The sequence below is a fragment of the Streptomyces sp. NBC_00286 genome, from assembly GCF_036173125.1.
Taxonomy (GTDB): Bacteria; Actinomycetota; Actinomycetes; order Streptomycetales; family Streptomycetaceae; genus Streptomyces.
Genome location: NZ_CP108054.1, coordinates 9,665,283 through 9,680,322 on the forward strand (window position 1 = coordinate 9,665,283; position 15,040 = coordinate 9,680,322).

Here is a 15,040-nt window from a genome sequence, read left to right on the forward strand (position 1 = left end):
CCTGGCCACAGCCCATTCCGTGCATTTGACACGTCATCGCACGCACAGATAGGAAGCAGCTCTCTGAAGTCGAAGAGGTGGACTGTGTACGAGCCGAACGTGGTGGGCGACTGGCAGGAGTACGACGAGGAGCATGCCGGCCTGCGTGTCCGCGTCCACGGTCTGGAGAAGGCGGACCCGCCGCGGGGGCGTGACGACGCGGCCGAGGGCCTGACCTACGTCAGGTTCAGGGTGACCGTCGAGAACCGTGCGACCGCTTACTACGGCATCCATCTCGAGGACGGCCAACTCGACATCCGGGTCGGCCCCGACGGCGAGAGCGCCTTCCTCGACTGGCGGAACTCGCAGTTCATCGAGGGCTTCGACGTCTACCCGCTGCGCCGCGTCACGGCCGTCCTGTACGCCGCTGCCGACGAGGCCGGCTTGAGCCGGGTGGACGTCCAGGTGCAGCTGAAGGTCGACGACGAGTGGACCCACCGGTACCTCTGGTCCGGAGGCATCGACCTGCACGGCCCCTCCGCCGGTGCCGGCGCCCGCCCCGACAGCGTGGGCGAGGGCCTCGCCGCCCAGGTGGCGAGCTTCCTCCGGGAGGAAACCGAAACGGGGCCGGGGTCGACCGGCTGACGTCTGCAGGACCGGTCACCGCGGATTTGTCGGACTCTGCGGACTCGGTGGACTTGTGCGTGGGGATCGTCTTTCAGTTGTGAGGATCCGGAAAAGAGAATTCCCTCTTCCTTGACAATTCAGGCGCACCTGCAGTGAGCGCTTTCTACCTTTCTCCGATTTCCGGCAGATTCGTCATGGGCGGCGATTTGTCCGGACAGTTGCGTCATGCCGTATCCAGCACTTCGGCGGCGGCCGCCGCGACGACCTCCGCGACGGTCGCGAGCGCCGGAAAATCGAGCTTCCACTGCTGCCAGAACAAGGGAATGTCGATCTTCCGGTCCGGCGCCAGATTGACAAGTCGACCCGCGTCCAGCAGGGGCGTGGCCTGAACCACGGGCACCATCCCCCAGCCCATGCCGGCGGCGACGGCCTCGACGAAACCCTCCGAGGTCGGCACGAGGTGACGCGTGGAGCTCGCGCCGCCCTGGCCGCGCCGGAGCCCTCGTACGAAACCGTCCTGGATGTCGTCGCGCCGGTCGAAGCACACCACGGGCGCCTCGGCGAAAACGTCCCGCAACGGCAGGCCCGGCCGGTCGCCGAACCGGCGCGCCGCGAAGTCGGGGCTCGCCGCCGGGACATAGCTCATACGGCCCAGGCTTCGGACGCTGCACCCGGCCACCGGGTCCGGGGACGAGGTGACCGCCGCCATCACCAGCCCTTCGCGCAGCAGCGCGGCCGTGTGGTCCTGGTCCTCGCGGCGCAGCTCGTAGCAGAGCCGCAACTCCTCGGGCACGCGGGTGAGCGCCGGCAGGAACCAGGTCGCCAGGGAGTCGGAGTTCACGGCGATCGACAGACGCGTCGGTTCGTCGGAGCCGGTCATGCCGAGTTCGGTGTGGGCATCGCGTTCCAGCCGGGCCAGTTGGCGTGCGTAGCGGACGACGACCTCGCCGGACTCGGTGGGTCGCACCGGTTTCGTACGGATCAACAGGACGCGTCCGGTGCGCTGTTCGAGCGCCTTGACGCGCTGGCTGACCGCCGACGGCGTCACATGAAGAGCGGCGGCCGCGGCGTCGAACGTGCCCTCGTCCACCACGGCGAGCAGTGTGCGGACCTGGTCCAGAGGAAGCTCAGTCATCACGAACGCTAATGATAGGTAAGAATCTTTAGCTGTACTCCTGCTGCCCGGCTTCGTAGCGTCGACGTCATGCCCCACACCCTGACCGCCGCGGCCGCCGGATTCGGCACCGGCCTCTCGCTCATCGTCGCCATCGGCGCACAGAACGCCTTCGTGCTGCGCCAAGGCATCCGCCGGGAGGCCTTGCTCCCGGTGGTGGCCATCTGCGCCCTGTCCGACGCGACCCTCATCACGCTGGGCGTCGCCGGGGTCGGCGCCGTGGTGGTGGCCTGGCCGTCGGCGCTCACCGTGATCGCGCTGACCGGCGGCGTCTTCCTGCTCGGCTACGGAGTCCTCGCCGCCCGGCGGGTCTTCCGCCCCTCGGCCTCGGCCCTGCGGGTGGAAGCCGGTTCGGCGGGCTCGCGGCGGCGGGCCGTACTCACCTGCCTGGCGATGACCTGGCTCAACCCGCACGTCTACCTCGACACCGTCTTCCTCCTCGGCTCCGTCGCGGCCGACCAGGGCCCGCTCCGCTGGACCTTCGGCCTCGGCGCGGCCCTCGCCAGCCTGAGCTGGTTCGTCGCGCTGGGCTTCGGCGCCCGGCTGCTCAGCGGCTACCTGGCCCGGCCGTCGGCATGGCGGGTACTGGACGGTCTGATCGCGACGACGATGATCGCCCTCGGCGCCACGCTGGTCGTCGGGGCGTGAGCCTGCGCGTACCCGGGCCCTGTGCCGGGCCCCGTCCCGAGCCTTGCCTCGGTCCTTGTCCCGGTCCTTTGTGGTCGCCGCGATGTACGACGGCCACCGCCAGCAGGCCGAGGGCCAGCCCCACCGCCGTCGGCACCCCGAACGGTTCGCCGAACATCAGCGCACCCCACACGGCCGTCACCGGCGCCATCAGGAACATCAGAGTGTTCACCTTCGTTACCCCGGACCGCCGCAGGATCAGCCAGTACAGCCCGTACCCGCCGAACGTGGAAAGGGCCACGAGCCAGACCACGGCGCTCCAGAAGGAGGTGCTAGCGGGCGGCACCACCCCTCCCGTTCCGGCGGCAAGTATCGTGAAGACAACGGCACTTGTGACGGCGTGGACCGTCATCGCCACCACCGGGCGAACCTCCGTACGCGACCGACGGTCCACGAACGTCGCCACCACCAGGCAGAGCATGCCGGCGAACGGCACCAGATACGCCCACCAGGCAGCGCCCGTCCCCGCCCCGGCGTCGGCCGTCGTGACGATGACGACTCCGGTCACACCGAGGCCGAGGCCGAGCCACTGCGTACGGGACACCGGCAGCCCCAGCAGGGGCCCGGCCAGCGCTCCTGCCACCAGCGGCTGCGTGCCGTCGATCAAGGCCGTCGTGCCGCTGGAGACGCCCAGGTCGATCGCGTAGTAGACGGTGAGGAGGTAGCCGCTCTGCGACAGCGCGCCTACGGCGACCTGCCGCCCGAGGTCGCGTGGGGTCAGCCCTCGCCAGGACGCCCGCGCCACCGTCAGGGCCACGACGCCCAGGACGAGAGCCAGCGGAAGAAAGCGCCACATCAGGAGCGTGACCGCCGACGCGCTTCCCGCCCCGAGCTTGGCCCCGATGAAACCGGAGCTCCAGGCGATGACGAACCCGGTCGAGAGCAGAACGTTCACGGCGCGAACCCTCCAGGGGTGGTGGCCGGAACCGGCGGCGCGGCTATGCCGATCCGGTCGGCGCGTAAGTAGACCGATCTGTATACCTGCGATCGAGTATACAGGTCGGTCTACTCTGGAGGAATGGCGACCGCGAACACCCCACGACGTGTACCCCTGACCCCCGGCGCCCGCCGTGCGCTGGCGGCGGCCGGGCGGCTGTTCTACGAGCACGGCATCCATGCCGTGGGCGTCGACCTCATCGCCGCCGAGGCCGGCGTCACGAAGAAGACGCTGTACGACCGTTTCGGCTCCAAGGAACAGATCGTCGTCGAATACCTGGCCGACCGCGACGAGCGCTGGCGCGCCTTCCTCGCTCCGCGACTGGAGTCGGCGTCCACTGCGGAGGGCCGGGTCCTGGCCGTGTTCGACGCCTCACGCGACTGGATGGAGGCGCACGGTTCCCGAGGGTGCAGCATGGTCAACGCGCATGCGGAGATCGATGATCCGGCGCATCCCGCGTATGCGGTGATCACCGGCCAGAAGGCATGGATGCTCACCCTGTTCACCGACCTCGTACACCCTCTCGGCCCGGCCGCGCCCGACTCCCTGGCCCGCACGCTGATGCTGCTCCACGAGGGAGCTCTTGTAGCGCACGGCCTGCGCGTCTTCCCCGGGGCACTCGACCATGCCCGCGAGCAGGCCCGAGCGCTGCTGCCGGGCACCGCCGACCCGTCGCCGCGACGCTGAGCCCGCGGCCGGGGCTCCGTCCCTGGCCCGCTGATCGGCCTGGCGGCCTCGTCCTCAAGCGCCGGGCGGGCTGGGAGTGCCCGGGCAGGTGGGGGTTGAGAACGGAAGTTCCGTCCTCAACCCCCACCCCAGCGCAGTTCAGAGTTCGAATCCGCGGCCCCGCCTCATGCGCTCGATGCGAGCTCGTGGAAGCTGCTGCGGTGGAAGACCATCGGAGGGACATCGGGGTACATGTCGAGCGCCTCGATCTTCAGGAGCACGATCGCGTGATCGCCTGCCACGACCACCTCGTAGATGGAGCACTCCAGCCACAGCGTGGCGCCGTGCACGAAAACCGCCCCACTGTCGGTGGCGACCCAGTCGACGGTGTCGAAGCGTTGACCGTTCTTCGACGCGAGCGAACGCGCCACCGAACGGTGCTCGCCGGCCAGCACACTCAGCCCCAGGCGTCTTGCCTCGGCCAGCCGCGGCCAGGTCGAGGACGTGTTCGCCACGCAGACGGACACCAGTGCCGGATCCATCGAGACGGAGGTGAACGAGCTGGCGGCCATCCCCTCCGGGACGCCGCCCACCATCCCGCAGAAGGCGGTCACGCCACTGGGGAAGCAGCCGAACGCCTGCCGAAGCAGGACGTCGTCGAACAGCTTGTCGGATGCCCGGATCACGGCGTCACCGCCGCAGGGACGTATTTCCTGGCCGACTCGAGCCAGATGGCCAGGTCCGGCGAGGTCGCGTACTCCGAGTCGATCAGGTACAGGCTCGGCGCGGGACAGCTGGCTCCGATCTCGACCAGCACCGGACGCAGAGTCAGTTCTGGCGCGAGCGCGTGCTGAAGTCCGGCCCCGAGCATCACGGGGAACGTCGGGATCCCGCCGAGCTCGCCTTGCCCGAACTGGTCGAGAAACAGCTTGAGAAGACCCGTGTACGTGGCCTTGAACGTCGGTGACGCCACCACGAGCGAATCGGCACCCAGGACCGTGGCCTTGGCCTCGGCCACCTTGGGGTCACCCCAACCGAGCAGCCCCGCCCCGAGATCCACCACGTCGACAACTGCGGACGGCGCGCTCCCGCTGAGCTCGCGAGCGATCAGCTCGGCGGCGGCTCGGGTACGCGACATCGGCTTGGGGTTACCGACGACAACGACCGTCATATGAGTCCTCCATAGCAGCGGACGAATGCTGACCCCGTCAGTCAAGGAGCGGCGGATTTCCCGGTCAGGTGTGCGCAGTAAAGCTTCCATTGCGCCGCTGCCACCCCGTCGACAGAACCGTCCGGGCGGCGCAATCGCCGCGGAACGGTCGTGATCCGTCAGTGACACGCTGCCTGGCTAGCTTCCAGCACCAAGGCCGGCGGCAGCACCGAACGCCGTCGTCGCACGGAGTGAGCGGGAGGCCGGGTTGCAAGCCAAGAAGTTCCACCTGGGTTGGTTCATGAACGGCTATCGCGTGCACGGCTGGCGGGACCAGTGGATCGGCACCCACAAGTCCGAGGGGATGCTCCCGGACTTCTACGTCGACATGGCCCGCTCCTTGGAGCGCGCATGCTTCGACTACTTCATCCTCGAGGACTCGTCGTTCGTGCCCGACGCCTGGCAGGGCAAGCACGACTTCTACCTGGAGAACGCGTACGCCGTCCCCAAGTTCGACCCGTCGGTCCTGGCCTCGATCCTCACCCAGAACACCTCACGCCTGGGGATCGTCGCGACGCTGGCGATCACGGAGTACCCGCCGTACCTGCTCGCACGGCTCGTCTCGACGATGGACCATGTCTCCCGGGGGCGGGCCGGGTGGAACATGGTCACCGCAAGCTCGGACCGTGCGGCACAGAACTACGGCCACGACGCCCAGCCGGATCACGACGTCCGCTACGACATGGCCGAGGAGTTCGCCGAGCTGGTCGTCAAGCTCTGGGACTCCTGGGAGCCGGGCTCGATGGTGGTCGACCAGGACGGGGTCTTCGCCGACCCGGCCAAGGTCCACCCGGTCGACTTCCAGGGGAAGTTCTACAAGTCGCGGGGCCCCATCAACTCGGCCCGCTCCCCGCAGGGAAAGTCTGTCATCGTCCAGGCGGGCGGATCGGCCAAGGGCCGTGCCTTCGCCTCGAAGTACGCCGACTCGATCATCGCCTCGGCGACCACCGTCGAGCAGATGAAGGAGTACCGCGACGATGTCCGGGCCCGTGCCGAGGCGCACGGTCGCGACCCGGACTCCGTGAAGGTGCTGTTCCTGGTGTCACCGCTCTTGGGCGAGACCCATCAGGCGGCCGTGGACCGTCGGCAGCAGGCCCAAGCGGAAGCGGCGGCCAACCCGGTGACACGCCTTGCCGGGATGGGCTACGCGACGGACATCGACTTCTCCGTGTTCGACCTGGACACCCCGATCAAGGACCTGGCGTCCCAACTGGTGACCAACGGCCACCAGAGTTCGCTGCAGCAGTTCGTCGCGCAGAACAGGGAACGCACGCTCCGCGAGGTCGCGATGCAGTCGTCCACCAGCGCCGGGCAGCGCGTCGAGCTGTTGGGAACGCCGTCCGAGGTCGCCGACCAGATGGGTGACGTCATGGCCACGGTGGGCGGCGACGGTTTCCTGCTCACCCAGGACGTCCTCACGCGGCGCTCCATCAGCGAGGTCTGCGACGGGCTCGTGCCGGAACTGCAGAAGCGTGGGCTGACGCGGACCTCGTACTCCTACGAGATGTTCCGCGACAACCTGCTCGAGTTCTGACGTGGCTTCACCGTCCTGTGCGGTACCCCGATCGCCGGTCGAGCGCGCGGAAATCCAACGGCGGAGCTTGCGCGTGCTCACCTTGGGGCAGGTGGTGGGCGCCGGCGCACTCGGCGCGGCCGTCACGATCGGCGGCTTCGTGGTCGAGGACATCGTCGGCGTCGCCACACCGTGGGTGGGCCTGTCGACCGCGGCCGTCACCGCGGGCTCGGGAGTCATGGCGCAGGTGCTGGCCCGGGTCATGGCACGACGCGGACGCCGGGTCGGCATGCAGATGGGCTACGGACTCGCCGCCCTGGGAGGTCTTGTCGCGTGTGCAGGCGTGCAGATTTCGTCCCTTGCGGTCTTCCTGTGCGGCCTCTTGCTGTACGGCGCCGGCTCTGCCACCAACCTGCTCGCCCGGTACGCGGCGACCGACTTGGCCGAGCCGGACGAGCGAAGCCGGGCAATGGGCCGGATCCTGTTCGCGGCCACCTTCGGAGCGATCTTCGGCCCGACTCTCGTCGGACCGGCCGAGGCACTCGGCCAATCCGTGTTCGGGCTCGAGAAGTACGCCGGTCCATGGCTCCTGAGCACGTTCTTCTTCCTCTGCGCGATGGTCAACGTAGGGGTACGGCTACGCCCCGACCCCTTGACGGTCTGGGCGGAGGGCAACGTAGCGACCGTCGCCGCCCGGTCCACCCGCGTCACCGACTCACTGCGGGTGATCGCCACGGCGCCCGCGGCCCGGCTGGCTCTGCTCTCCATGGTTGGCGCCCAAGCCGTGATGGTCGGCGTGATGGCCATGTCACCGATCGAGATGAAGACGCACCACCACGAGGCGATCATCCCCTTCGTGGTCTCGGCCCACATGGCCGGCATGTTCGCCTCGAGTCCGCTCGTCGGTCGCATCGCGGACCGGTTCGGGCGACTCGTGGCGATGCGGAGCGGTGCGCTCGTGCTCGTCCTCGCCGGCTGCGCCGGGACGGTGGCAGACAGTGTCCCCTTGATGTTCGTCTCGATGTTCACCGTGGGGATGGGTTGGGCGCTCGTCTTCATCGGCGCATCGACGCTTCTTGTGGACACCGTCACCTCCAGTGACCGGGTGCCGGTCCAAGGCACAGCGGACTTCGTCATAGCCGTCTCCGGCGGAGTTGCCGGGGTCCTGTGTGGGTTCCTGCTCAGCTGGATCGGGTTCTCCGCCCTCGCCCTGGGCTCCGCGTGCCTGAGTCTGCTGCTCCTTCTCGGAATGTCCGGTCGGTGGCGACGGGAGAAGTCAGCGGTGGACGCCGGGTGACCACGGACGAAGCACGATCCACCCCACGCCCGGCCGATCCCGTGCCGTCGTACTCGTTGCGGGCGCTGTTCCGGGTCCCTGGCTACCGCTACCTCTGTGTGAGCTCCTTCGTCTGGCACACCACGCGATGGGGCGGCCTGTTCACCACGAGTTACCTGCTGGCCCAGCTGTCCGGTTCGCCCATCCTCAACCAGGTTGTCGGTGCGCTCGTCTTCCTCCCGATGCTCGTCGGTGGCTTCGTGGCCGGGGTGATCAGCGACCGGCTGGACCGGCGCAAGCTCGTCCGTCGCGTCCAGCTGGCGCTGATCCCGATCCAGTTCGCGATGTTCGGACTCGTCCAGTCCGGACTGGTCGAGATCTGGATGACCTTCCCCTTCATGTTCGCGCTGGGAATCGGGGGGTTGGTGAACATGACCGCGCAGCGCCCCCTCATCTACGAGACTGTCGGACCGCGTTTGGCAGGGCAGGCGATGACGATCGAGGCCACCGCGCAGGCGGGGTCGGCCATGTTCGGCACGCTCGCCGGTGGTGCGCTCATCGACCACGTCGGCATGGGAGCGGGATTCGCCGGGATGGGCCTGCTGCTCTGCATCTCAGCGGCCTTGTTGTGGCTGGTCCCCAGTCCTCGCTACGCCACCCCGCGCGATCCCGACGCACGTGTGTCGATCGCCGCGCAGGCCGCCGCCAGCATCAGGCTCGCCCGGCGCAGCAGGCGCCTGATGGCCACTTTGGGCGTCACCGTGGCGATGAACCTGTTCATGTTCGGCTACATCCCGCTGGTACCTCTCGTGGCCCATGAGTTCTCCACCGACGCCGTGCTCGCCGGCGCCCTCGGCGCCGCTGCGGGCGGCGGCCAGATCCTCTGCGGAGTCGTCCTGAGCACCCGGCCCCTCCTCCGGCGCGGGCTGATCTTCGCGGTCGGCTCGATGGTTGCTCTGCTCGGCTTGTTCTGCTTCTCCACCGCGCCGGTGTTCGAACTCGCTTTCCTCGCGTTGTTCGTGGCGGGGATGGGCCAGGCCGCGTTCGGGTCCATGCAGAGTCTCCTCGCGATCGAGTCCGCACACGCCACCGAACGCGGCGTCGCTCTCGGGGTGCTCAGCACCGCGATCGGCGCGATGCCGATCGGGATGGTGGCGATCGGAGCGAGTGCCGAGCTGCTCGGCACCAGGAACGCCCTGATGCTGTCGTCCCTGGTCGGGATGGCCGCGGTGGTGACGGTCGTGCTGCGCCTGCGTGACCTGCTGTCAGCTACCCCGGAGACTGCCCTCCGCCCCGCTCCTGGGGCCTGACCGTCTGTCTCCCGGGGCCTGGTACCCCTCGGGCGAAGTGGCTGCCGCCGACATCGACGGCGTGCCCCAGCCCGCGTTGTGACCTGCGCTCTTGGCCTTTCCGGGCACCCTCGTAGCGTCGGCGACTCCGTTACAAAGACCTTATGTGTCGCGAACCAGGCGCAATAGGAAAGCCACGGTGACGACGCTGTGGTGTCACACATCGCCGCGATCGTCATCGAACACCGTGGAGACGAGCCGAACGCCTCGACTCCTTCCTCACCGCACGGCCCAAGTGGCTCTGTGAGATCTGCCGTAGGAGGCGTCCTTGCCCACCAAGAGCGAACACCAGCACAGACCGGAACCGCGCGCCCAACTGAGCCGTCGCAGCTTGCTCAAGGCGGGTGGCATCACGCTCGGCAGCGTCAGCCTGCTGAGCCTGATCCAGGCGTGTGGCGGTGAGGCCGGCGAGGACGGCGAGGGCAACCTCACCCTGAGCATGCCGTTCCTCCAGGACATGCAGGTCCCCGACCCGGACATCATGTACGAGGGCGAGGGCGTCCAGGTCATGCACGCGTGCTACGACGGCCTGGTCACCTACAAGTCCGGTACTCCCGAAATAATCCCGCAGCTGGCGGACTCCTGGACGGTCTCCGACGACCAGCTGACCTACACCTTCAAGCTGAAGCCGGACGTCACGTTCCACGACGGGACACCCGCCGACGCCGAGGCGTGGGTGAAGAGCTTCGAGCGTCGGGCCGCGGTCGAACAGGGGCCCGCCTACATGGTGACAGGGATCGAGAAGGCCGAAGCGAAGGATGCGACCACCCTCGTTGTCAAGCTCAAGAAGCCCAACAACGCCTTCCTCCACTACGCGGCCTGCCCCTGGAAGATGCTGGTGACCAGCCCCACGGCGGTCGCCAAGAACGCGGTGAAGGACGACCTGGCCCAGACGTGGCTCAAGACCCACGACGCGGGCACCGGCCCCTACGTCATGAAGGAGTTCGTGCCGGGAAGCCACTACGTCCTGGAAAGGTTCGACGGCTACTGGGGCGAGCAGCCTTACTTCAAGACGATCCGGATCAAGATCACCCCCGAGATCGCGACCCAGAAACTCCAGTTGGACCAAGGTGCCTTCCACCTGGTCAGCCATGGGTTCGCCATCGCCGACGTGCTCAGCTACCGGAAGAACAAGAAGTTCTCGGTCGCCACGAACCTCGGCGCGTCGATGATGTCGCTCTACATGAACCCTGACGCGGGCATGTTCAAGGACAAGTCCCTGCGACAGGCGATGATGAGCGCCATCGAGCGCGCCACGGCCGTCGAGACGTCCTTCAAGGGGCTCACCACGGTCCAGGAGAACTTCTGGCCGGAGAACATGTTCCCCAAGGGGCTCGCGCCCTTCGACCCGAAGGTCGACCTCGGTCCGCTGACCAAAAAGGTCGCCAGGTTGTCGAACAAGAAGATCGACTTTGCCTGGGTGTCGTCCAACGGCGCACCGGCCCAGCAGATGGCCGAGCTGATCCAGACCCAACTCGCCCCGATCGGACTGGAGATCACCATTCGGGCAATGCCCTCGGCGGAGTGGTTCGACCTGTGCAACCAGCCGGCTGACAAGCGGCCGGACCTCCTCCTGGCGACGATGGGAGGTGACGCGCTGCACCTGGACACCGCGTTGCGGATCTTCTTGCGCACCGGCGCGAAGCCCCTGAACGCGTTCCAGTACGGCAACCCCAAGGTGGACGCGCTCATGGACGAGGCGATCACAAAGGGCACCGAGGACGAGACCAACGACATCTACCTGCAGATCACCGAGATCATCGCGGACGAAGCCTTGTGGGTCCCGTTGTGCCGAATCCCGCAGAACTTCGTCACCCACTCCGACATCGGCGGGGTCGAGCTCGATTCGTACCTCCCCTACATCTTCAACTCGGCCAAGATCAAACGGGTCTGAGCCGCAAGCGGCGTGCCCTCCGGCAACGGTCGCTTCCAAGGGCGCGATCTGAACCAGGGATCTGAAGGACATGAGCGAGATCCCGCTCGACGAAGCGCTGTGGATCTCGTTCTGCCGGCGATCCGACAACCTCTTGCACACGTACCTGGAGGGGCTGGAGCAGAACTCCTACCTCACCTACATCTTCACCGCCAACAGGCTGAGGAGGGCATGAATCATGACCAGCACCAGCACTCCCAGGGGCAGCGCCGCCGCACTCGCCGAACCAGTGACCACATCACGCGCTCGGGTGGAGGACCTCAAGGTCACCTTCAAGCGTCGAGGAGTGCCCGTCCACTCCCTGCGCGGCGTCACTCTCGACATCGACTCCGGCGAGATCCTCGCAGTCGTCGGAGAGTCCGGTTCGGGCAAGAGTGTGATGGCTCTGGCCCTCCTCGGCCTGCTCGCGGGCGACCCGATGCCCGTGGTCAGCGGAAAGGCCGAGGTGTGCGGCGTGGACATGGTGTCCGCGTCGGGCGAGGAGCGGCGCCGTATGCGCAAGCTGCACCTCGGCGCGGTGTTCCAGGACCCCATGACCTCGCTCAACCCCACGATGCGCATTGGTCGCCAGGTGGTGGAGGCGGCCGGTTCCGAGGAAGAGGCGCTGCGGCTTCTCGACCTCGTCGGCATCCCGGACCCCGGGCGGCGGATGAAGGCCTTCCCCCACGAGCTGTCGGGTGGGCTCAGGCAGCGCGTGATGATCGCCATGGCTGTCGCGGGCAAGCCCGACCTCGTGATCGCCGACGAGCCCACCACGGCACTCGATGTGACGGTGCAGGCTCAGGTCCTCGCCCTCATCCGTGACCTCTGCGACAACCTCGGCACATCATTCGTCCTGGTCACTCACGACATTGGCGTGGCCTCACAGGTGGCGGACCGGATCGCGGTCATGTACGGCGGTCGGGTGGCCGAGATCGGGAAGACGGAAGAGGTCCTGCGGGCACCGTCACACCCCTACACCGTGGGCCTGCTGAACGCCCGGCTGGATCTCGATCTGCCGACCGGCCGGCAGATCCCGGCGCTCCCTGGTGAACCTCCGGATCCTCGGGCACATCCGCGTGGTTGCGCATTCGCGCCTCGGTGCTCGGCCGCGACCCATGACTGCGCCGAAACGCTGCCGGTGCCGACCCCTGCGTCAACGCACTCGGGTGTGGCGGCCTGCATCGTGCCCGGAGCGACGAGCCAAGAGGCGGTACTCGCCGCCGCGCCGTCGTTCCGCCCCATGGCCGAGGTCGACGACGACACTCCCGCGCTGCGGATCAACGGCATCGACAAACAGTTCACGATCAGGCGCGGGATGCTGAAGAAGGACCAGCTCCACGCGCTGCGCAACGTGATCCTCGAGATCGCTCCCGGCGAGTCGATGGCCGTCGTAGGCGAGTCCGGGTCGGGGAAGTCGACGTTGCTCCGCGTCGTCGCGGGGCTGATGGCACCCGATGCCGGGAATGTCGAGCGACTCGGCGGCCGGCCCCAAATGGTGTTCCAGGACGCCGGTGCCTCGCTCACGCCCTGGCTGACCGTGGGCGAGATCGTGGGCGAGCGGCTGCTCAAGGAGAACAGCAGGGCAGATCGCCGGGAGCTGGTCGACCGGGCACTGCGCCAGGTGGGGCTTCCCCCGGATGTGGCCGGTGTCAAGGCGGGCCTGCTCTCGGGAGGTCAGCGCCAGCGGGTCGCGTTTGCCAGGGCCGTCATCGTCCCTCCGAAGCTGCTGCTGTGCGACGAGCCCACCTCCGCGCTGGACGCCTCCTTGGCCGCGTCCGTGCTCAACCTGCTTCAAGACCTACGGCGCGAGCTGGGGATGGCCGTCATGTTCGTCACGCATGATCTGGCCGCCGCGCGCTTCATCTCCGACCGCACCGCGGTGATGTACCTCGGACAGATCGTCGAGCTGGGGCCCACCGAGGAAGTCATCACCTCGCCCAAGCACCCGTACACGAAAGCCCTGCTCGCCGCGATCCCCACCCCGGGGGCCGCGCCCGTGCGACTGCCGGGCGAACCGGCGAGCCCGCTCTCCGTGCCGTCGGGTTGCTCGTTCCACCCGCGCTGCCGTGAGCGGATCGACCGATGCTCCACCGAGGCGCCATTCCTCTACTCGATCGACGGCATCGGGGGTCGGGAGGCCTCGTGTCACCTCACCAGGGTCCCAGCGAAGGAGGGATGACCGGGCGTGGATCACCCCATCGTCCCGAGAGGCGAACCGTGGTCACAGCGGCGCAATGCGAGCGCTATTACGGCGCATTCGACGTGACATCGACGCCGGATGTCATGAGATCACCACGGACCGAGGCACGCAATGGCGCGGTGCCGAGCAGCCCGGCGATCTGGTTCGCGGCAGGAGAGACAGCAGGAGAGGCAGGCAGACGCACATGACGCAGATGTTCCACCTGGGTTGGTTCATGAACTTCACACCGCCGGACTGGCAGTCGGAGTGGGCTTCTCCGGATGTGAGGAACTGGGCCAACGGCAAGTTCCACGTCGACATGGCTCAGTCGATGGAGCGGGCGTGCTTCGACTTCATGATGATCGAGGACACCGTGATGGTGGCCGACGCGTACGGCGGCACGATGGAGGGTTCGCTGAAGAACGCCGTGTTCGCGCCCAAGCAGGATCCGATTCCGTTGGCCGTCATGGTTGCTGCGAACACGTCGAAAATGGGTGTGGTGGCGACGATGTCGACGTCGTTCTACCCGCCGTATCTGCTGGCCCGCGCCTGCTCCACGGTGGACTCGATCGCCGAGGGCCGGTTCGGCTGGAACATCGTCTCCTCGGCCGAGGACCGTGCCGCCCAGAACTTCGGTCTCCAGGGTCTGCCCGAGCATGACGAGCGTTACAACGTGGCCGAGGAGTACTTCGACGTCGTCACCCAGTTGTGGGATTCCTGGGAGGCGGACGCGGTCGTCATGGACCGCGAGACCAACACCTACGCGGACTACCGCAAGGTCCGCACCATCGACTTCGACGGCAAGTACTTCAAGTCCCGCGGCCCGCTCAACACCGTGCCCTCGCCCCAGCACCGCCCGGCCTTCTTCCAGGCGGGTGCCTCCCCCCGCGGCCGCGCGTTCGCGGCGGGGGCGGCTGACGCGATCATCGCGGTCGGTACCGGCACCGCGGGCATGAAGGAGTACCGCGACGACATCCGGGCCCGCGCCGAAGCGGCCGGCCGCGACCCCGACGAGATCAAGCTCCTCTTCGTCGTCTCACCCACCATCGCCGCCACCGAAGCCGAAGCGACCGCCGCTCACCAACGCTTCGGCCAGTCGGACCTGTTCGTGGAGAAGGCACTCGTGGGCATCTCGTCGAACACCGAGATCGACTTCAAGCAGTTCGACCTGGACGAGCCGCTCCCCGAGGGCCTGACCACCAACGGCGAGCGCGGATCCCTCGAACACTTCATGCGGGGCGACGGCAGCCCCGGCCCCAAGACCCTGCGTCAACTCGCGATCGCGGCGAGCTCGTTCGGCCTGGAGTTCATCGGCACTCCCGGACAGGTCGCCGACCAGATGCAAGAAGTGATGGAGCAGGTCGGCGGCGACGGCTTCCTCATCCACCGCAGGGGTCTGACGCGTAAGTACATCACAGACATCTGCGACGGCCTCGTCCCCGAGCTCCAACGACGTGGGCTGACCCGCACCGAGTACACCGGGTCCACCTTGCGCGAGACCCTCGGCGAGTTCTGAAAGGCAGACGCA

General features: G+C 67.8%; 14 protein-coding genes. 10 read left to right on the top strand and 4 right to left on the bottom strand.

The features are described 5' to 3' along the window. Window positions 1-84 precede the first annotated feature (84 nt). Window positions 85-624 carry a hypothetical protein gene (locus OHT21_RS43640; protein WP_328773786.1) on the top strand — a complete coding sequence of 180 codons (540 nt, stop codon included), beginning with the start codon at window positions 85-87 and terminating at the stop codon, window positions 622-624. Between the two features lie 205 nt (window positions 625-829). On the opposite strand, the gene OHT21_RS43645 is transcribed toward OHT21_RS43640, so the two are convergent. Then, window positions 830-1,744, bottom strand: a complete 915-nt coding sequence (locus OHT21_RS43645; protein ID WP_328773787.1) for a LysR family transcriptional regulator ArgP — start codon at window positions 1,742-1,744, stop codon at window positions 830-832. Window positions 1,745-1,810: 66 nt separating this feature from the next. On the opposite strand from OHT21_RS43645, the gene OHT21_RS43650 reads away from it, so the two are divergent. After that, window positions 1,811-2,428 carry a LysE/ArgO family amino acid transporter gene (locus tag OHT21_RS43650; RefSeq protein ID WP_328773788.1) on the top strand — a complete coding sequence of 206 codons (618 nt, stop codon included), beginning with the start codon at window positions 1,811-1,813 and terminating at the stop codon, window positions 2,426-2,428. Here the strand turns inward: OHT21_RS43650 and OHT21_RS43655 are convergent. Beyond that, window positions 2,328-3,362, bottom strand: a complete 1,035-nt coding sequence (locus tag OHT21_RS43655; protein WP_328773789.1) for a DMT family transporter — start codon at window positions 3,360-3,362, stop codon at window positions 2,328-2,330. The genes OHT21_RS43650 and OHT21_RS43655 overlap by 101 nt on opposite strands. A 123-nt stretch (window positions 3,363-3,485) precedes the next feature. Between OHT21_RS43655 and OHT21_RS43660 the strand changes: the two genes are divergently transcribed. Then, window positions 3,486-4,091, top strand: a complete 606-nt coding sequence (locus OHT21_RS43660) for a TetR/AcrR family transcriptional regulator (RefSeq protein WP_328773790.1) — start codon at window positions 3,486-3,488, stop codon at window positions 4,089-4,091. A 164-nt stretch (window positions 4,092-4,255) separates the two neighbouring features. Here OHT21_RS43660 and OHT21_RS43665 read toward each other — a convergent pair whose 3' ends face one another. Both OHT21_RS43665 and OHT21_RS43670 read right to left on the bottom strand, forming a co-directional pair. Next, on the bottom strand, window positions 4,256-4,756 hold the full coding sequence (locus OHT21_RS43665) for a flavin reductase family protein (protein ID WP_328773791.1): 501 nt from the start codon (window positions 4,754-4,756) through the stop codon (window positions 4,256-4,258). After that, window positions 4,753-5,241 (bottom strand): NADPH-dependent FMN reductase, encoded by a 489-nt coding sequence (locus OHT21_RS43670; RefSeq protein ID WP_328773792.1) that lies wholly within the window; start codon window positions 5,239-5,241, stop codon window positions 4,753-4,755. The genes OHT21_RS43665 and OHT21_RS43670 overlap by 4 nt, the downstream gene beginning before the upstream one ends. Before the next feature lie 247 nt (window positions 5,242-5,488). On the opposite strand from OHT21_RS43670, the gene OHT21_RS43675 reads away from it, so the two are divergent. The 7 genes from OHT21_RS43675 (at window position 5,489) to OHT21_RS43705 (ending at window position 15,028) form a co-directional block, all read left to right on the top strand. After that, window positions 5,489-6,814 carry an NtaA/DmoA family FMN-dependent monooxygenase gene (locus OHT21_RS43675; RefSeq protein WP_328773793.1) on the top strand — a complete coding sequence of 442 codons (1,326 nt, stop codon included), beginning with the start codon at window positions 5,489-5,491 and terminating at the stop codon, window positions 6,812-6,814. 73 nt (window positions 6,815-6,887) lie between these two features. Further along, complete coding sequence (locus OHT21_RS43680; protein WP_328773794.1) at window positions 6,888-8,090, top strand: MFS transporter; 1,203 nt, start codon at window positions 6,888-6,890, stop codon at window positions 8,088-8,090. After that, entirely contained in the window at window positions 8,087-9,379 is a 1,293-nt protein-coding gene (locus tag OHT21_RS43685) for an MFS transporter (protein ID WP_328773795.1), read from the top strand. Before OHT21_RS43680 ends, OHT21_RS43685 begins: the two co-directional genes overlap by 4 nt. A gap of 307 nt (window positions 9,380-9,686) precedes the next feature. Next, a complete protein-coding gene (locus OHT21_RS43690) occupies window positions 9,687-11,312 on the top strand; it encodes an ABC transporter substrate-binding protein (RefSeq protein WP_328773796.1) in 1,626 nt (541 codons plus the stop codon). Window positions 11,313-11,382: 70 nt separating this feature from the next. Continuing rightward, window positions 11,383-11,526, top strand: coding sequence for a hypothetical protein (locus OHT21_RS43695; RefSeq protein ID WP_328773797.1), 144 nt, complete (start codon window positions 11,383-11,385; stop codon window positions 11,524-11,526). Window positions 11,527-11,529: 3 nt separating this feature from the next. Then, window positions 11,530-13,512, top strand: coding sequence for an ABC transporter ATP-binding protein (locus tag OHT21_RS43700; RefSeq protein ID WP_328773798.1), 1,983 nt, complete (start codon window positions 11,530-11,532; stop codon window positions 13,510-13,512). A 205-nt stretch (window positions 13,513-13,717) separates the two neighbouring features. After that, a complete protein-coding gene (locus OHT21_RS43705; RefSeq protein WP_328773799.1) occupies window positions 13,718-15,028 on the top strand; it encodes an NtaA/DmoA family FMN-dependent monooxygenase in 1,311 nt (436 codons plus the stop codon). Window positions 15,029-15,040 lie beyond the last annotated feature (12 nt).

Bases quoted from the DNA above. Each gene is read 5' to 3' on its own strand.
- OHT21_RS43650 (WP_328773788.1), top strand. From the start codon at position 1,811: ATGCCCCACACCCTGACCGCCGCGGCCGCCGGATTCGGCACCGGCCTC.
- OHT21_RS43660 (WP_328773790.1), top strand. From the start codon at position 3,486: ATGGCGACCGCGAACACCCCACGACGTGTACCCCTGACCCCCGGCGCC.
- OHT21_RS43670 (WP_328773792.1), bottom strand. From the start codon at position 5,241: ATGACGGTCGTTGTCGTCGGTAACCCCAAGCCGATGTCGCGTACCCGA.
- OHT21_RS43700 (WP_328773798.1), top strand. From the start codon at position 11,530: ATGACCAGCACCAGCACTCCCAGGGGCAGCGCCGCCGCACTCGCCGAA.
- OHT21_RS43705 (WP_328773799.1), top strand. From the start codon at position 13,718: ATGACGCAGATGTTCCACCTGGGTTGGTTCATGAACTTCACACCGCCG.
- OHT21_RS43695 (WP_328773797.1), top strand. From the start codon at position 11,383: ATGAGCGAGATCCCGCTCGACGAAGCGCTGTGGATCTCGTTCTGCCGG.